At 62.5% G+C, this 17,708-nt stretch carries 15 protein-coding genes and 1 tRNA gene; 6 read left to right on the forward strand and 10 right to left on the reverse strand.

The genetic code is table 11. The features are described 5' to 3' along the window. Positions 1-208: 208 nt before the first annotated feature. Positions 209-1,288, reverse strand: a complete 1,080-nt coding sequence (locus T281_RS10780) for an ABC transporter substrate-binding protein (protein ID WP_052037377.1) — start codon at positions 1,286-1,288, stop codon at positions 209-211. A 321-nt stretch (positions 1,289-1,609) separates the two neighbouring features. Between T281_RS10780 and acs the strand changes: the two genes are divergently transcribed. Beyond that, positions 1,610-3,586: an acetate--CoA ligase gene (gene acs, locus T281_RS10785; RefSeq protein WP_245269215.1), complete on the forward strand. Its 1,977-nt coding sequence runs from the start codon at positions 1,610-1,612 to the stop codon at positions 3,584-3,586. Next, the gene (locus tag T281_RS10790) at positions 3,583-4,098 is read left to right on the forward strand and encodes an OsmC family protein (RefSeq protein WP_037238393.1); all 516 of its coding nucleotides are present in this window, start codon (positions 3,583-3,585) and stop codon (positions 4,096-4,098) included. The genes acs and T281_RS10790 overlap by 4 nt, the downstream gene beginning before the upstream one ends. A 16-nt stretch (positions 4,099-4,114) precedes the next feature. Here T281_RS10790 and T281_RS10795 read toward each other — a convergent pair whose 3' ends face one another. Then, complete coding sequence (locus T281_RS10795) at positions 4,115-5,263, reverse strand: trans-sulfuration enzyme family protein (protein ID WP_037238396.1); 1,149 nt, start codon at positions 5,261-5,263, stop codon at positions 4,115-4,117. Positions 5,264-5,771: 508 nt separating this feature from the next. Between T281_RS10795 and T281_RS10800 the strand changes: the two genes are divergently transcribed. The 3 genes from T281_RS10800 to T281_RS10810 all read left to right on the forward strand — a co-directional run bounded on the left by T281_RS10800 (position 5,772) and on the right by T281_RS10810 (position 7,154). Continuing rightward, entirely contained in the window at positions 5,772-6,185 is a 414-nt protein-coding gene (locus T281_RS10800; protein ID WP_037238399.1) for a DUF3857 domain-containing protein, read from the forward strand. Positions 6,186-6,430: 245 nt separating this feature from the next. After that, positions 6,431-6,622: a type II toxin -antitoxin system TacA 1-like antitoxin gene (locus tag T281_RS10805; RefSeq protein WP_245269216.1), complete on the forward strand. Its 192-nt coding sequence runs from the start codon at positions 6,431-6,433 to the stop codon at positions 6,620-6,622. A gap of 457 nt (positions 6,623-7,079) precedes the next feature. Continuing rightward, positions 7,080-7,154: transfer RNA gene (locus T281_RS10810), tRNA-Gln, on the forward strand. Between the two features lie 187 nt (positions 7,155-7,341). Here T281_RS10810 and T281_RS10815 read toward each other — a convergent pair. Further along, entirely contained in the window at positions 7,342-8,052 is a 711-nt protein-coding gene (locus tag T281_RS10815; protein ID WP_052037378.1) for a DUF8198 family protein, read from the reverse strand. Positions 8,053-8,179: 127 nt separating this feature from the next. Between T281_RS10815 and T281_RS17770 the strand changes: the two genes are divergently transcribed. Continuing rightward, entirely contained in the window at positions 8,180-10,351 is a 2,172-nt protein-coding gene (locus T281_RS17770) for a wax ester/triacylglycerol synthase family O-acyltransferase (RefSeq protein ID WP_052037379.1), read from the forward strand. 260 nt (positions 10,352-10,611) lie between these two features. Here the strand turns inward: T281_RS17770 and mepA are convergent, their stop codons facing one another. The 7 genes from mepA to yidC all read right to left on the reverse strand — a co-directional run. Then, complete coding sequence (mepA, locus tag T281_RS10825) at positions 10,612-11,553, reverse strand: penicillin-insensitive murein endopeptidase (protein WP_052037380.1); 942 nt, start codon at positions 11,551-11,553, stop codon at positions 10,612-10,614. A 1-nt stretch (position 11,554) separates the two neighbouring features. Further along, a complete protein-coding gene (locus T281_RS17775) occupies positions 11,555-12,310 on the reverse strand; it encodes a hypothetical protein (protein ID WP_052037381.1) in 756 nt (251 codons plus the stop codon). Between the two features lie 166 nt (positions 12,311-12,476). Further along, positions 12,477-13,142 (reverse strand): hypothetical protein, encoded by a 666-nt coding sequence (locus tag T281_RS17780; RefSeq protein ID WP_245269217.1) that lies wholly within the window; start codon positions 13,140-13,142, stop codon positions 12,477-12,479. 105 nt (positions 13,143-13,247) lie between these two features. Beyond that, the gene (locus T281_RS10840) at positions 13,248-13,814 is read right to left on the reverse strand and encodes a hypothetical protein (RefSeq protein WP_037238404.1); all 567 of its coding nucleotides are present in this window, start codon (positions 13,812-13,814) and stop codon (positions 13,248-13,250) included. After that, positions 13,811-14,836 (reverse strand): hypothetical protein, encoded by a 1,026-nt coding sequence (locus T281_RS10845; RefSeq protein WP_037238407.1) that lies wholly within the window; start codon positions 14,834-14,836, stop codon positions 13,811-13,813. The genes T281_RS10840 and T281_RS10845 overlap by 4 nt, the downstream gene beginning before the upstream one ends. Before the next feature lie 401 nt (positions 14,837-15,237). Then, entirely contained in the window at positions 15,238-15,882 is a 645-nt protein-coding gene (yihA, locus tag T281_RS10850; protein WP_037238410.1) for a ribosome biogenesis GTP-binding protein YihA/YsxC, read from the reverse strand. Positions 15,883-15,888: 6 nt separating this feature from the next. Continuing rightward, the coding region (yidC, locus tag T281_RS10855) for a membrane protein insertase YidC (protein WP_037238432.1) at positions 15,889-17,708 on the reverse strand (1,820 nt) is incomplete at its 5' end.

Raw genomic sequence — 17,708 nt, forward strand, 5'->3', positions numbered from 1 at the left:
CGGCCTCGACCCATTGGTAGGTGGAAGCCGCCTGCCAGAGCGTGACGATGATGAGGGGCAGAAGAAGCCCGACGGCATTGATTTTGCTGAAAAACCTCGCCACCCTTCTTGATGGCGGCCGGATTTCTGCCAAGTCGAGATAACTGCTTGTGGTGCTCATTTCCATCCGTCCCATGCGCGCCTCGCTCGGGAAGCGCGCCAGATTTAACTAATTGTAGATGGAGTATTCACCGCCGACGAAGAACCGCCCGTCGATGAAGGAGTCGACCTGCTCATCCGTCAGTCTGCGCTCGTTCAGGATGTCGTCGCCGTTGTCGACGTACCATTGCTGAAATGTCTTGATGGACTGACGGGCGCGGTCGGCGCGTGGCTCACCGGCCATGAATTCCCACTCGCCGACATGGGTGATCTGGAAGCGGGCGACCTCGACAGGTACGCGCGTTCCGCGCGCGACGATTTCGGTGGCTTCCTCGACATGGTCGAGCGCCCATTCGCGGGTGCGTTCGCGGGCGATCAGAAACGCTTTCACCACCTCGGGATATTTGTTCACGAAGTCGCGGCGCGCGAAGTAGGTGACGCGGCCGGCGTGATTCACGTAAACGCCGTCGTCGGGTGAGTGCCCCACCACCTTGAGGCGGCCGGACAGCCAGGCCCCCGTGAAAGCGCCGGCGGCGAGATGAGCTGTCGTCGCGTCGGTCGCACCGGACAGCACCGCCGAAATGGCGACCGCCGAATTGTCAATCGACTCGTAACGGATCCGCCCTTTTGTCTGCCGCGAATCGAATGGAAGCCCTGCGTTGGTCGTTACCTCGAAAGGCGATGACCAGTAGCAACTGATGCGGCTCGAACCGAACTTCTTCCCGTCCAGATCCTGCACGGACTTGACGCTATCATTGTCAGCGCGCGCCAGGATCGGGGCGCGATAGCGGTTCGACGGCTCGGACGCCCAGATGATCACGCCGTCGAGGCCGTTGGCGCGATGGACGGTTGCCGGATAGATCATGCGCTGCGCAATGGCGATGGCACCACCCCCGACTGCGGCGGCTTCAGCGCCAAGGAGGTCGGCCGCTCCACCCGCGATCAGCGTAACTTTCGACGTTCCGATCTTGCTGAATTCTTCCTTGAAGAACCCCCTCTCCTGCGCGACGACTGTCCAGGGAGTAAGTTGCAGATTGATTGAGGGCAGCGTGTCGGCGCGGGCATGCCCCGCCATGCCAACTCCAACCACCACGGAGACAAATGCGGCGCGGCCTGCAACGCGCGCCCACCCGATAAGCTTGCTTCTCACGGTATCCTCATTGCGATCAATATCGATATGTTTGCTCGACTATAACATTTATGTCAACGCAATATATTGCTCAGCAAATAGCCATATGACACCAAGAATGTAAGGCTGATAGCCGCATTTTGGCGACTAATCGAAAAAATAGTTTTTTCTGTAATGAGGCCAATCGTATGGTGAATTAGAAATTTACCTGATTATTACGTCTAGCGATTTAATCAAAAAATGTCTGGACCCCGCAGCGTGCCTCCCTATAAGACTTCCGGCTGTGGTTCACCCTGGCGAACTGCGGTGCGCCTGCCGCAACGCATCGCCAACATCCAGTCAATGAGACAGATGGTTCAGTCCGAAGTTTACCCGGTGCCGCCGGGATTCGCCGCCCAAGCCCATATCGACGCGGCCGCCTATGAACGCCTCTACCGCTGGTCCATCGAAGACCCGGACGGGTTCTGGCAGAAGGAGGCCGCGTTCCTCGACTGGATCAAGCCGTTCACGGAGGTGTCGGACACCAGTTTCGATGTGAACGACTTCCGCGTCCGCTGGTTCGCCGACGGCACGCTCAACGGCTCGGTCAACTGCATCGACCGCCATCTTGCCGAGAAGGCCGACAAACCCGCCGTCTTCTGGGAAAGCGATATGCCCGGCGAAAGCCGCGTCGTCACGTGGGGCGAACTCGCGGACAAGGTGAACCGCCTTGCGAACGTCCTCAAAAGCCTCGGTGTCGGCAAGGGCGATGTGGTCGCGATATACCTGCCGGTGATCCCCGAGGTGATGGTGGCGATGATGGCCACGATCCGCATCGGCGCGGTCCATACAGTGGTGTTCTCAGGCTTCTCTGCGGAATCGCTCGAAAATCGGATCGCCGATTCGAAAGCGAAGGTTCTCATCACCGCCGACGAAGGCTTTCGCGGCGGGCGCATCTCGCCGCTGAAGCGCAACGCCGACGACGCGGTGCGAAACCAGCCGAGCATCGAACACGTGATCGTCGTGCGCCGCTCGGGCGCCGAGGTTCCGTTCACGCCGGGCCGCGACCTCTGGTACGACGAGGCGACGGACGCCGCAGAGCCGTGGTGCGAGCCGGTCGAAGTGGGCGCGGAAGACCCGCTCTTCATTCTTTATACATCCGGTTCGACCGGCAAGCCCAAGGGGCTCGTTCACACGACCGCCGGTTATCTGGTGCATGCGGGGACGTCGTGGCGCATCATCTTCGACTGGCACGAGGGCGATGTGTTCTGGTCGACCGCCGATGTCGGCTGGGTCACGGCGCACAGCTACAAGCTCTACGGGCCGCTGCTTAACGGCGCGACGACCGTCATGTTCGAAGGCGTACCGAGCTGGCCCGATGCGTCGCGCTGGTGGTCGATCATCGAAAAGCACGGCGTCAATATCTTCTACACCGCCCCAACGGCGTTGCGCTCGCTCATGCGCGAGGGCGAAGCACCAGTCAGGAAGCACGATCTGTCGAGCCTGCGCGTGCTGGGCTCGGTGGGTGAACCGATCAATCCGGAGGCGTGGCGCTGGTTTCATTCGGTGATCGGCGGCGGGCGCTGCCCCATCGTCGACAATTACTGGCAGACCGAGACGGGTGCGGTGACGCTCGTGCCGATCCCCGGCGCGATTCCGAACAAGCCAGGCATGGCGGCGAAGCCTTATTTCGGCATCCGCCCCGAAGTCGTCAGCCCCGAAGGCGTGACGCTTGAAGGCCCGGCGGACGGAAATATGTGCTTCCGCGGCTCGTGGCCTGGACAGGCGCGCACCATACTGCACGATCACGAGCGCTTCCTGAAAACCTATTTCGCGCCTTTTCCGGGGCGCTTCTTTTCCGGCGACGGCGTAACCCGCGACGAGGACGGCTATTACCGCATCGCCGGACGCGTGGACGATGTCATCAACGTCTCGGGCCACCGGCTCGGGACCGTGGAACTCGAAAGCGCCATTGCCTCCCACCCCGCCGTCGCTGAATCTGCCGTCGTCGGGTATAATCACGACGTGAAGGGACAGGGGGTCTTTGCCTATGTCACGCTCAAGGCGGACGCGGCAGAAACGGACGAATTGCGCCGAGAGATCACGCGATGGGTGCGCGCGCGTATCAGTCCTATCGCCTCGCCCGACATCATCCAGTGGGCGCCGGCCCTGCCGAAAAACCGCGCGGGCAAGATCCTCCGCCGCATCCTCCTGAAGATCGCCAACAACGATTTTTCGGATTTCGGCGACACCTCGACGCTTGCCGACGCCGCCGTCGTCGAAGACATCGTCGCCCGCCGCAAGGCCGAACTCGCAAAACTAACCAGGGAAAACGCATGAACGCCGACGATCTCCGCGCCCTTCAGGCTCCGCTGAAGGATCGCTACAAAGCCGAGCCCGAGGCCGCAATCATCACGCTGAAGGCGCGCGGCGACCTCGACGCCGACAGCCTCGTCTGCCGCGTCGACACCGGCAAGGCGCTCGTCGAGGCGGGTCTGCATCCGGCGACCGGCGGCACGGGTGCTTTCGCCTGCTCGGGCAACATGCTGCTCGACGCGCTCGTCGCCTGTGCGGGCGTGACGCTGAAGGCGGTCGCGACGGCAATCGCGTTCGATCTCAGGGGCGGCGTCGTGTCGGCGGAAGGCGATCTCGATTTTCGCGGGACGCTTGGCGTGGCAAAGGACGCGCCCGTGGGCTTTCGCGCCATCCGCCTCACCTTCGATCTGGAAACATCCGAGCCGCGGGAGCGCATCGACCAGCTCGTGAAGCTCACCGAGCGCTACTGCGTCGTCTACCAGACGCTCGCGCGGCCCGCCGACCTCGGCCTCACCGTCAGGACGACGGCGGCGTAAACGCCGCCGCCTCGGCCTAAATCTCGCGCGCCTGTGCGAGCGCCTCTGAAAGATCGTTGTAGAGGTCGTCCACCGCTTCGAGGCCGACCGAAAGGCGCAAGAGATCGGCGGGTACGGGGGAGCGCGGCCCTTCGATGCTGGCGCGGTGCTCTATCAGGCTTTCGACCCCGCCGAGCGAGGTCGCCCGCTTCCAGGTCGAGACATGCGCGGCCGTCGCGATGGCGGCCCGTTCGCCTCCGTGGACGCGGATCGACAGCATGCCGCCGAATCCGCCCTGCATCTGACGGCTCGCCAGTTCGTGGCCCTTGAAGCCGGGCAGACCGGGGTAAAGAACCTCGGCGACGCCCGGATGGGCGGAAAGGCGCTCTGCCAGGGTCTGCGCGGAAGCGCTTTGCCAGCGCACGCGCGGAAATAGCGTACGCATGCCGCGCTGAAGGAGCCATGCCTCAAGCGTACCGGGCACGCCGCCGTTCTGGCTTTGCACGGTCTTGATGTTGGACCAGAAGTCGTCCTGCCGCGCCGTCGTCACACTACCAATGACCGCATCGGAATGGCCGTTCAGATATTTCGTGGCGGAGTGCATCACGATGTCCGCGCCGAGTGAAAGCGGCCGCGTGAGAACCGGGGTCGCGACTGTGGAATCGACCGCGAGGCGCGCGCCGGCGGCATGCGCGATCTCGGCAGTCGCCGCTATGTCGTACACGGTCCAGAGCGGGTTCGCGGGCGTTTCGAGCCATACGAGTTTCGTGCGGCCCGGAACGATGGCGGCTTTCAACGCGTCGATGTCGCCCGCGTCGGCGAAGTCAACGAGGAGGCCCCAGCGCGACGCGAATCCTTCGAGCCATGCCCGAAGTGCCCAATACATCACGCGCGGCGCGACAACATGATCGCCGGGTGCAAGCGCCAGAAACACAGCGTTTGCCGCCGCCATGCCCGACCCGAACAGCGCCGTTTCCACGCCGCCCTCCAGTGCGGTCAGCGTCTCGGCGGCCGTGTCGAAGGTGGCATTCTGCGCGCGGGAATAGACACGCCCGCGCCGATAGAGATTATCGAGATCGCGGATATAGGTCGTCGAAGGATAGAGCGGTGGAATGAGCGCTCCCGTGGCTTCGTCTTCCCGGCCAAGCGCGCTGGCCGCGACGGTTTCGGGACGTTTCTTGATCATGACGGGTGGAGTCCAGTTGATGTATTCTCCTGAGTGCCCGCCGTTCTGATGAGGCGGTATGACGTTTCAGGTTGCCGTTGGATATCTTATCCCCCATCTGGCTAAAGCGGAGCGTAAGCCAAGTTGAATGCTGGAAGCAAGATCGTTTCGGGGGACGATAGCCAAGCGAGGAGTGTGGCCGGAAGCCATGGCGGCGCCAGCGCTCGATCAGCGGCTCCTCATCGCTCCCTCCGTCATGTCGCGGCGTCGGTAACTTCGGAGCCACATTTCGTCCATCTTCCGGCCGGGAAAGCATCACCGTAATCGTGTTAACCTGAAGGTTCAGGCTATGCTGGCGGAGGTGCGACGTGCGGGAACTCCGGAAATCGAGACTGGCTTATCCCAGGGCGTTCCTCAGGTCAGCGATTTGCGCGTTCTTCTGCCTCGCACTGGCGGTGTCGGCTCATGCTCAGATGAAGACGCGGATGGGGGCGACCCTTCGGCAAGCCGAGCCTTTGAATCTCACGTCGTGATCCATCCCGATCTTTCAGCCACGGTCGAGGACCGCACCAGCATAAAGATCTTGCGCGAGAGCGCGATCGAGAAAGAGGCGCAGCAGCAACTGAGTTACCGGGAGAGCGTCGATCCCGTCGAACTTCTGGAAGCCTATACCCGGAAATCGGATGGGCGGCGCGTCGACGTTGACGAATACAACGTCCTCATCCGCGATGCCGCAAGCGGCATCGCTCTTGTCTATGAACGGGATGCGAAGGCCATTACCATCGTTTATCCCGATGTCGATGCGGGCGACACGGTTGTCTACCGCTCGCGCACGCGCGCCTCGAAAAGCCCCTTCAGCGGCTATTTCTTCAGGAACTGGCTTATCCCTCGATCCTCCTCCTACGAGGTGTTTCGCGTGACCGGACAGAGAACAGGAGGCTGAAGAAGCTACTCGCTGAATCGATGCTCGACGTTTCGACGAAAAAACCTCTGACCGCCCGGAGCAAGGAGAAGCGCCATGACCTGGGCGATCGAAGGGAACATACGCAGGCGTGCGCCTGTACAATGATCGGGTTGCGCCGAAGACATTCCGTTATCAAGCCAGGCGGGTAGCCGACGAGAGGAAGCCGTGTTGTTCGTGTGCATGGGTGCTGTATAATGCGGCAGCGAACATTGAGCGTGGGGAAGATGTCAGAAATCGAGACAAGTCCTTCAGATACGGAGCGGGACAATGAGGGGCGTATTGTTCTACGGCTATCAGCTGAGGATCAGATCGCATTCGCAAAGTCCTTGATCGCCCCGCCCGCTCCAAATGAGCGCTTGGTCCAAGCAATGCGCCTGCATGCCGAGATTGTCATGAGCATCCCAGACTGCGAATAGGTGGCATCGCTATAGCAAACATGCACAAGCAATTGCGAGGCTTATGGATCAGATCCGATCCTTTATCGACCTCATGATCCCGCGAAGCCGATGTTTCTACTTGGCGCAAAGCCGAACGAACAGGCGCAAGTTCAAATGGTCAGCTCTTCGAATTTACTACCGCAAAAAACTTGGAGCCGCTTTCCGCCTCGCCGACCGGAAGGGCTTGTCGGCTTCCGCCTTGATCAGATGCGCGCCGATCGATGTATAGCTCAGGAAGCCACCGACAAGCGCGAACGTGCGCAGGCGATCCGTACACGTCCGTGAACAGAATAGAACATTCGCATGCAAAACCCTAGGATTTGCTTGCATGCGATTTGCACGCAAATTGCTGTTGTTCCCCCCATGTTCCCCCTTGAATCCCCGTGGTATCGATGTTAAACCCCGTGAAACTCCAAAAACTTGGCAGTTTATCATTTGGGGCGTAGCCAAGCGGTAAGGCAGCGGATTTTGATTCCGCCATTCCCAGGTTCGAGTCCTGGCGCCCCAGCCAATTTAGTCACTTGAAGTGTTAGCGAGTCGCAAAAAATGGCTCTGGTCTTCTGATTGCGGGAGGCCTTCACGCGAGCCGGTATCCACTCCGCTCGAAAACGCGTGGCTCCCGATTTGACGGTTCCTGCACGCGAACCGATCGGCTCAGCTCGAAAACGCTCTGCCCATCACATCACGCCACCGCGCCGTCAGTTTGACGCGGCCACGCGCTCAGCAGGTAGCCACTCGTTCATCAATTCCGTCTCGCGCTCGGTTACACGGCGCACGAACGCGGCGGAACTGCCCTTCATGGAGCGGAACGCGTCATAGCCGCGCTCAAGGAAGCTTTGCAAATCGGACAGCCCCGCGAGTTCGGCAGGCTTTTTCATCATCGACAGCGCCGTGCCGATGAACGGCTTGCGCGTCAACCGGTCCAGCGAACGGCCGAGGCTCGCGATCAGTGCGATCTGGCGCTCGCGGTCGTCGCGGCGGCCGACCTTCTTGTAAGCCGCCACCCATTTGTCGATGTCGAGCGCGAACACATCCTGCCCGAGCGCCTCCAGCATGTCGGTGTCGAGCGACTCGGAAATCGTGTTGACCTCGATGGCATCCGCCACGGTATCGAGCCCCGCTTCAGGCAGCACCGCCTTCATCACGGGAAGAATACGCCGCACTTCTTCCTCGTGGCGGCTCAGGTCTTTCGGGCCGTAAATGTCGCTGAGAAAAAACAGCGCCGTCTTCGAATAGAGCGGATTGGCCACGATGTCGGCGTGCTCGCGCTGAAGCCGCTGCGCCTGCCACTGCCGCAACGCATCGCGAGCGGCCTCTCCCTGCGGCCGGGCCGCAAGCCGCGCCCGAAGCTCCGCCGATGCGTCGAGCAGCGATTCAATGCGCCTGGCAATCTCGTTCCTGGTAGTCAATCGTTTTCCTTTGTGATGTATTTACTAAGAAGCGTCGCCCGTTTTGGACGATTGTTTCCTGTCAGCGCATGAAGGTTTCGTACACGACGCATAACCGCCAATTTAGAACCTCAAGGGGTGCCCGCCAATGTCGAAAGCGGAACGCGTCTCAGCGGTAGACACCACGTGGCTGCGCATGGACCGGCCGTCCAACCCGATGGTCATTGTAGGCGTACTTATACTTGAGGGGCCGCTCAATCTCAACACGCTGGAAGACACCGTAGGCGAGCGTTTCCTTGCGATCCCCCGTTTTCGGCAGCATGTGGAGACCCGTTCGGGCGACTATTGGTGGGTTGACGATCCATGGTTCGACCGCGCGCGCCACATCCAGCGCGTTCGTCTACCGGGCAAGGCTGGGCAGGCCGAGCTTCAGCGCTATATCGCGGGCCTCGCGTCCGAGCCACTCGATAAATCGCGCCCGCTCTGGCAGATCCGGCTCGTGGAGGATTACGAAGGCGGCGCGGCGCTCGTCCTTCGCATCCATCACGCCATCGGGGACGGCATGGCGCTGGTGGGCGTGATGCTCTCGATCACCGATGGCGGCGATCGCTCTGTCTGGACCGCGACGCGGGAGCGCCAGTCTGGTTTCCGCATCCCCCTCCCCGGCCTCGGACTTCTGAAGCGCGGCCTCGGCACGGGCGTCGATCTCTGGAAGGAGGCCGCAGCGCTGGCGCAGAATCCGACGCAGGCCGCGCGACTGGGCGCGGGCGTCGCGGGCGAACTTGCCTGGCTGCTCACGATGCCGGAGGACAGTCCGACGCGCTTCAAGGGCAAGGCGTCCGGCAACAAGCGCGTGGCGTGGACCGATCCGATCCCGCTGCCGGAGGTGAAGGCGGTCAGCCACGCGCTCGGCTGCACGTTGAACGACATGCTGCTCGCTTCCGTCGCGGGCGCGCTCGGCGAATATCTCAAGGCGAAGGGCGACGACACCCACGGCGTGGAAATACGCGCGTTCATTCCGGTGGACATGCGCCAGAGCCACGAGGCGGGCCAGCTCGGCAACCGCTTCGGGCTGGTTGGCGTCGAGCTTCCGGCCGGGATCGAAAACCCGCTGGCGCGCCTCGCCGAGGTTCAGCGCCGCATGCAGGCGCTCAAGCAGTCGCTGGAGCCGCCGGTGACACTCGGCCTGCTGGAGGTGATCGGACACGCGCCGCAGATGGTGCAGGACCGGCTTTTCAACATGCTCATGAAGCGCGCCACCGCCGTCATGACGAACGTGCCGGGGCCGAAGGAGTCGCTCTATCTCGGCGGCGCGCGGGTCTCGCAGATCATGTTCTGGGTGCCGCAATCGGGCGACATCGGTATGGGCGTTTCGATCCTGTCCTTCAACGACATGGTGCAGTTCGGGCTGATTACGGACGCGGCCATGGTGCCGGACCCGGAGGCGATTATCGCGGAGTTCCGCCCGAAGTTCGAGCAACTCCTTTATTACGCGCTGATGGGCGCGTGGGGGGATGCGGACGAGCGGGCCGCGCGGGTTGCGGTCGAGGCGGCGATTGCCACCGAGGCTTCAAAATCGGAGGCGCGGCGTGCGAAACCGCGCGCGGCGGCGAAAGCGCAAGCTGCGCCGCTCGCGCCCGAGGGGGAAGTGACGCCTCCGGCGGCCCGTTCACGCAAGACGCCTAAAACCGCCGCGTCCCCAACGGTCACACCCGTTCCCAAGGCCGACGAAGATCAGGGAGCGAACCCGCCAACTGGCATCGCATCGGCAAAGACGCCCCGCGTAGCCGCCGGCCGTCGCAAGCGGGCCGAAGCACACGCCGCCACCGAAATGGCGCTTGCGGCCGAAGCGACCGGCGCTGCACCCCGCGCCCGCAGGTCGCCGAGAGCCTTCAAGCCAGACCTTTCGGCAACGCCCGAGGCAACGCCAATCGCGGCCGCCCCACGCGGAAGGGCGAAGCCACGCGCTGACATTGAGGACAGTCTTTCTCGAAGTGCAGATCGCGAACGGGCCAAGCCGCATTCCGGGATCGATGATACGAGCGAGGCACCCGGACGAGCACCGGCGCGCAAAAGCACCAAGGCGGTTTCGAGAGAAGCGGACACCGGTTCGAGGGAAGACCGCGTAGCAAATTCGGCCGTCGACGAACGGCGAAAAGCGGCTGGCCAAAAAGCAGCAGCGGCCGCTGCGACCCCGCCGCTTGTGGCCGCGCCGACGCCAAGGAAGCCCCGGCAACCCGCGCGCATTCGCAGCGGCGGCGAGACGGTGGCATCACCGGCACCGAAAGCCACGGCGCGCCGCAAACTGCCGAGGGGCTGACGAGCTGACGACGAGCCTCGCGATCAAGGAGTTTGCGCAATTTCGGCAAGGTCACGCCGTGCGGAGGGGCCCTTCGCAGACAGCGCGCCGCCCGCGCATCGGCCGCGCGCGCTCGGCATCGTGCCTGCCAGACGCAGACCATAGACCGCGCCGAGGCACCGGCGCAATGGTCCGGCATCACGAGATCGAGGCGTAGTCCCGCCGCAAGCCGTGCCGAATGAATCACCGCGCCAGCCATGTCGGCGCGCTCCCCTTCACCATCAACGCGCGCCCGACGCCGTCGGTTTCTCGGCCTCGGCCAAATCGAGCAAAGCCTGACACTCGCCCGGCAGGTCGGTGACGAGCGTGGGCTTCGGCTTGGGCTGAGGTTTCGGCGGCTTGGGTGGCTTCGGGCGCGGCGCACGCAGCTTCCTGAACCATGCGTCGAGTTCCTCGCCGCACCCGTCGTCAGCCTTGATCGCGGGTTGTGAGACGCAGCCATTGCTGCCCGCCGGGCAACTCAGGCGGACATGCAGATGGTCGTCGTGTTTGTACCACGGACGAATTTTTTGCAGCCAGGCGCGGTCGCTTCCCGCGCTGTCGCACAGGGCTTTCTTGATGGCGGGGTGCACGAAGATCCGCGAAACCTCGGGATAGGAAGCTGCGCGCTTGACGAGCTTCGCCTGTGCGTCCGTCCAGCGCGCGGGATCGACCGTCAGCGTGGTCTGATCGACATAGTTGGTGGCCGCGAATTTCTCGCGATCCTCCGCCGAAAGCGTCCGCGCAGGCATGAGATTATACCAGAGATCGACGTCGATGCCGCTTTGATGGCTCGCATGGCCGCCGAGAAGCGGCCCGCCGATCGGCTGCGCCATGTCGCCGACGAGGATGCCGGGAAGGCCGTCGAGGCGCTTCACGTCGCGCGCGAGCGTCTCAATATAGGAGATGAGCACGGGATGCCCCCAGTAGCGATTGCGCGAAAGGCGCATCGCCTGCCAGCCATCGCCATTCATCGCGATCTTCTGCGCGCCCGCGACGCAGCCGAGATCGTACCGGCCGATGGCCTGCGGGGGCAGCGCGGGCGGAATCTTGATCGCCCCGAACGCTTTCTTTGCCTCCCTGGGCTCTGCGGCCGGTGCGGTGGCATTTTCGGCGCGAGCGGCGAAACAGAGAGCCGCCATTGCCAGCGTGCAAAGCGCTGCGCTTGAGATTTTGTTCTTCACGTCAACGGCCAAACGGGTTCCAGGCCGTGTTGGGCGCAGGCGCGGGAGCCGGTGCTACCTCAACCTGCGTTTGCTCCGCAGGCGCAGGAGCTGGCGCGGACGGCGCAGGCACGGATGAAGAGAGTGACGGCCCAGCCTGCTGCTGGAGGGTCGGTCGCGCGGGTTGCTGAGGCGCTGCGGCCTGCTCCGGCTTCGGCTTTTTCGGGGGCGGCGAAGCTTTCTTTTGCGGTTGTTGTGGCGCGGCGCCGCCTGCGGGCTGGGTCAGGTCGATCCGGATCGGTTTCGACTCGGCTGCGCGCTGCGGCGGGGCCTCGCTCATGGTAGACGCCTGCTGACCCTCGCCCGGAGGCGCGACGTTGACGGCGATGGCCGCCAGCATCCATTGATCGCCCGTAAGCTGAAAGGCGATGTCGAAATTAACGTGCTCCGGCGCTGTCGCGAAGAACCCGGTCAGACGGAGCACCTGACCTTCCAGCATGTTCGGCTGAGCGGTGAGCCTTGGCGGGAAAAACATGACGGGGGATATGTCGATCTTGCGATTGCGCAGGGTCGCGAAAGCCTCGGCAAGTTTTGCGGGGTTGTTCGTCTGCTGGAACGTGGGCGTGCCGAGTTCGCGCAGCACCGAATAATTGCCGGTTATGTTGGCCTGGTTGAGGGCCACGATCGCATTGCGGATCATGAGGATCAGGCGCAGCTCGTCGGGCGACTGCGCCTGCTGTTGCCCCAACGGCTGCGCCGAAGCCGTGACAGGCGCCATCGCTAGGGCCACCGCACAAAAAAGGCTCAGGCTGTATTTTCTCACGGGCACCCCTCGACCATCGCCAGTCTGCCAGCCATTCTTAATAGCCGGACCGGGCGACTTCAAGACGAAAGGGCCGCGTGCAGGGGTTTATGCACGCCTTGGTTGCGGCCGGCTCCCAGCATCAGTATTGCTGTTGCACCGGCTTCCTTGCCGACTTTACGCTCGCGACGGGCTTACGCGGCGCGGGCGTCTGCGCGGCGAGCGATGGCGTTCCGCCGGTCCGTCCGGCCTCCGTCGTCTGGACCGCGACGGCCTCAACCGACACGCCATCGACGCGCCAGACGCCGTCGATCTGCTGATAGACGAGTTCGTATTTGATTTGAAGCGGCTGCGTGGGGAAATTCCCGACAAGCCGAAGTTGCCTCTGATCGGTCAGTTCCGGCTGCTTCGTCAGTGTCGGCGAAAGCACGAGGATCGGGCTGAGATTGACGCCACGGCCCCTCAAGCCCGAGAAGATCGCGGAAAGCTTGACCTGATCGAAGCGCTCGCGGAACAACGGCGTCCCCAGATCGCGCAAGACCGAATAATTGCCGGTCTGGTTCGCGTGCTGGAGCGCGATGACGGTGGACTTGATCAGCATCGCGATTTGAACGCCGTCCATCGTGGCGCTCAGCTGGGATTTCGCCGCGGCCTCGGAAGCCCGCTTGGCGAGGGGTGCCCCCTTGCCCTCCGCAAGCACTTCGCTCGCGGAGAAGATCGCAACAGAGCATAGGGCGGCAACGAAAAGGGCAACTCGGAACACGGTGGATTTCATGACATGCCCGTCGGTCGAAACGACGTCCCGCATTTGATGATTGCAGAGATGGTGACGCGCCGTTGCCCAGACGGCGCGGCCCAAGCTTACGGCCGGGAGCCTTCATTTTCGTTAGTGGGATCGTTCAGATCAAACAGATCACCAACCGAACGTGAAGCCCGCCTTGCCCGCCATGGCGCCGGTGCTCGCGCCGAAGCCGAAGCCGCCGTCGAGAGCAACGAGCGTGCCTTGACCGAACCAGTCGCGGCCGATAATACCCGCCCCCGATAGCCCGAACGCGCTCTCGCCCTCGAAATTGCCCCAACCGGCACGCACCGCGAAGCTCTGGCCCGGCGCGAAGATCGGCTGCTGAAGCGCGAGCGCGATGGCGATGCCTTCCTGCGTTTCGTCGATGCGACGGTTAGCGGAGCGCAGACCCGCATCTATTTTCCCGTCCAGTTCCTTAACGCGGGCGGTGTTATCGAACCAGACAGAGTCGACATAGGCCTTGTTCGCTGCGTCGCTGCCCACCACCGGCCCCGCCACGTTATGCACGACCGCGCCGCCCATATCGGCCGTGCCTCCGCTTTTCACCTTGAGGTTGGAGAGCGTCGTGGTTCCGGTCGCCTTCAGATCCTTGGTGATGAGGCTGTCCGAAACCTCGACATGGCCATCGACCACCTTCGTGTAGCTCGATCCGTCAGCTGTCGTGACCGTGAGCTTCATGCCCTGAAAGGTCGCCGTGTCGCCGCCGTCGTCACCGAGGTCGGCGTGATCGTGGTGGTGTTCGTGCCGTTGGACACCGTGAGGTTCGACGTGCCGAGATTGGTAGCGCTGAACGTGTTGGCTGTAATCGTGTTCGTCGTGATGTCGGTCGCATTGATCGCGCCGGTCGAGAGCGACCCGGACGACAAGGCCCCGGTCGTCGAGATGTCGCCCGTGGAGGTAATTTTGCCCGACGTAATCTCGCCCGAACTGAGCGTTCCGGTGGTCGAGATCGCACTCGGCAGAACGGTGCTTGTGTGCGTGCCATCCGTCACGGTGAGCGACTGCCCGTTGAAGGCGCCGCCGTTGAATGTCGAGGCATTCACGGTGGTTGCGTTCATGGTGCCGGTGTTCACCGAGCCCGAATTGACAGCTCCGGTCGTGGTCAGCGATGTGGCTGTAATCGCGCCCGTCGCATTGATGTTTGTACTGGTCAGGTTCGTGGCGTTGAAGTTGTCCACGTCGAGCGTGGTCGCCTTCAGGGTGCCCGTCGTCACCGATGTCGGCGTGATGGTCGTGGCATTCGAGCCGTTCGAAACCGAAAGCGACGACGTGCTCACGCTGGTCGTAGAGAGAGAGCCTCCGCTGAACGTATCGGCGTAGACGGTCCCGGTCGTCACCGAACTCGGGCCGACGGTGGTGACGTTCGCGCCGTTGGACACCGACAGACCGTTTGCGCTGAAAGAAGCGCTCGAGGCACCGTTGGACGACGTTACACCCGTACCTTGCAAGGCCGTGGTGTTGCCTGAAGTGTCGGTGCCGATCACCTGCCCGTTATAGATCTGCGACTTCTTGGTGTAGGTCGTGCTCGACCCATTGGAGGAGGCCCAGCCCTGGCTGGAATCGTTGAAGGTGCTTTGCGCGTGAGCCGGCGACAGGCACGCTTCTATGGCGATGGTGCTGACGCTGACGAGAAGGGAAAGGGTGAAGGCAACCGTTAACGCAGTGGGCTCCGCCGTCTTGTTTTCTTTTTGACGTGCCATTACTTTCTCACTCAATTTTACATTTACTTTTACAGACCACACCACGCATTACAAAGACCAACTCGAAGAAGTTCGATGCAACTTCTGATAGAAACAGTAGGGTAAATACCAAGAAAAGGACATAGCTATCTCGCGCAGAGCGCGCACCTACCGTTCACCCCTTAAGGCTGTGCCCCGCTGGAGGCGCGCAAGGCCAGCGAACCGCGAGCGAGAGCATATCGCAACGCTATCTATTTGTTTTGTATGATCTTTGTCTGCTGAGGCGCATAAGCGCTGGACGCCGGTGGTGGGCAACCGTCCGCCAACCTCGAGAAATTCCCGGTTGTAAATAGCCCTTCGATCACTTTTGCGTGATCGCGCTATATTGAGGGCGGCAAGGATTCGTAAGTATTAATTAAAGGTTAACAAAGTTCCGCGATTGCCGCCCGCAGTTCTTCGATCCCCGCGCCATCCACCGAAGAGGTGGTCAGAACCACGGGATGCGCAGCGGGATGTGTCCGCATGACAGCTTCCGTCTCGCGCACGACCTGTCCGAGATCGCCCGCTTTCGGCTTGTCGGCCTTGGTCAAAACGCCCTGATAGGACACGGCCGCCTTGTCCAGCAGCGTCATGATTTCCTTGTCGGACGGTTTCAGACCGTGGCGGCTGTCGATGAGAAGCATCACGCGCTTGAGCTGGGGCCTTCCGCGCAGATAATCGTGGATGAGTTGCGTCCACCCTTTCACCAGCGCCTTCGGGGCCTTGGCGTAGCCGTAGCCCGGCATGTCCACGACATAAAGCGCATCGCCCACGGAGAAGTAATTCACCTCACGCGTGCGCCCTGGAGTGTTGGAGACGCGAGCAAGGTTGCGTCGCGACAGGAGCGCGTTGAGAAGGCTCGATTTGCCGACATTCGAGCGTCCGGCGAACGCCACCTCGGGCCGATTGCCTTCCGGAAGCGCAGCAACATCGGTCACGCCGAGCACGAACTCGGCGGGAGCCTTGAACAGCGCTTCCGCGCGGGCTGCCAGCTCCCGCGCGTGGTTTTCCTCGTCGGTCGGCGTCATCGGCCGCTACCGACCGGGGCGGCGATTGCGACCGCTCTTGCCGCGCTGCTTGACCGACTTCTTGCTCGCGAGGTTGCCTCTCGGGGCGGCCGCAACCGGTGCGACCGGACGCGCCGTTGTCGGCTCGGTCGGCTGCGGCTTGTCGATGACGGCCTGCGCACCCTCCGCCGTTGATACGGCTTCGTTCGCTTCGCCTTCAGCGACGGGTGCTGCCGAGTCGGCCTTTGGCGCGGTCGACGCAGGCTTGACCTCAGCGGCCTTGCCGGCGCGGACAGGCTCCGCCTTCGGCTTGTGCGCGACGTCATGAGAATGCGACGGATGCTTCGCAGCGCCGTTCGACTTCTTGAGCCCGATCTGCTCTAGAAGGTTCATATTTTTGTCCTGACGCTTCATGATCAGCGCCTGCTGGGCAAAGGTCAGGATGTTATTCCACGTCCAGTAGAGGATCAGGCCGGCCTGGAACGGTGCAAGCATGAAAGTGAACAGCACCGGCATCCACGCGAAGATCTTCTGCTGGATCGGGTCCGGGGGCGTCGGATTGAGCCGCATCTGGAGCCACATTGAGCAGCCCATGATGAGAGGCAGAGCGCCAAGCATCATGAAGTGCGGCGGCGTCCACGGGACAAGGCCGAACAGCGTGAAGATGTTCGTCGGGTCTGGCGCGGAAAGATCGTTGATCCAGCCGTAGAACGGCGCATGCCGCATCTCGATCGAAACGAGAAGAACCTTGTACAGCGCGAAGAACACGGGGATCTGCACGAGGATGGGCAGGCAGCCCGCAGCCGGATTGACCTTCTCCTTCTTGTAGAGGGTCATCATGGCTTGCTGCTGGCGCGGCTTGTCGTCCTTGAAGCGCTCCTGGATCTTCTTCATTTCCGGCTGAAGCATCTTCAGCTTGTTCATCGCCGAATACGACTTGTTGGCGAGCGGGAAGAACAGAAGCTTGACAAGAACCGTCGTCAGAAGGATCGCGATGCCGAAATTGCCGACATGCAGATACAGCCAGTTCAAAAGGAAATAGAGCGGCTGCGTGAGGAAGGGGAACCAACCCCAGTCGACGAGCTTGTCGAAGCGGTCGATCTTGTTGTCCGCCATGTACTGTTCGATAAGCGCGACCTGCTTAGCGCCCGCGAACAGCTTGTTCGTGAAGGTCTCGGATGCGCCCGGCGCGACCGTCACCGGGTTCTCGCTGAACTCGACAAAGAAATCCTTCTGCGGCGTGCCGAAAAGCCGGGCCGTCAGAGGCTTGGACTGGTCGGGAACGAGCACCGCCGCCCAGTATTGGTCGGTGAAGCCGAGCCAGCCGCCCTTGTCGCTGATGATCTCTTTCGACGCGCCCTTGCCGTTATCCGCGGCGGGGTCGAAATTCTTGATGGCGCTGGAGTAGGTAAGTTCCTTCAGCCCCGCGTCCTTGAAGAGCCCGATCAGCCCCTCATGCAGCACGGAATAGCCGAAAAGGTTTGTCGGCTCGTAGAGGCGCGCGACTTCGGCGCGTGGCCGCAGCGTGACCGGCTTGCCGGTCTTGTTCTCCACCGTGTCGGTGATGGTGAACATGTAGTGCTCGTCGAGCGTGATCGCGCGCTTGAAGACGAGGCCCTTGCCGTTGTCCCACGTAAGCGTGACGGGCTTGCTGGGAGCGAGCGCGCCAGTGCCCTGCTGCTTCCACACCGTATCGGGACCGGGAACGGCAACATCCGCCTGATCGGAATACCAGCCGGTATAGGCGTAATAAGGCTCGGGGCTGCCCGCTGGCGAAAGAAGCGTGACGGGCGGACTGTTCGGGTCAACCGTCTGCCGATATTCCTTCAAGGTGACGTCGTCGACGC

Source organism: Rhodomicrobium udaipurense JA643 (assembly GCF_000636015.1).
Taxonomy (GTDB): Bacteria; Pseudomonadota; Alphaproteobacteria; order Rhizobiales; family Rhodomicrobiaceae; genus Rhodomicrobium; species Rhodomicrobium udaipurense.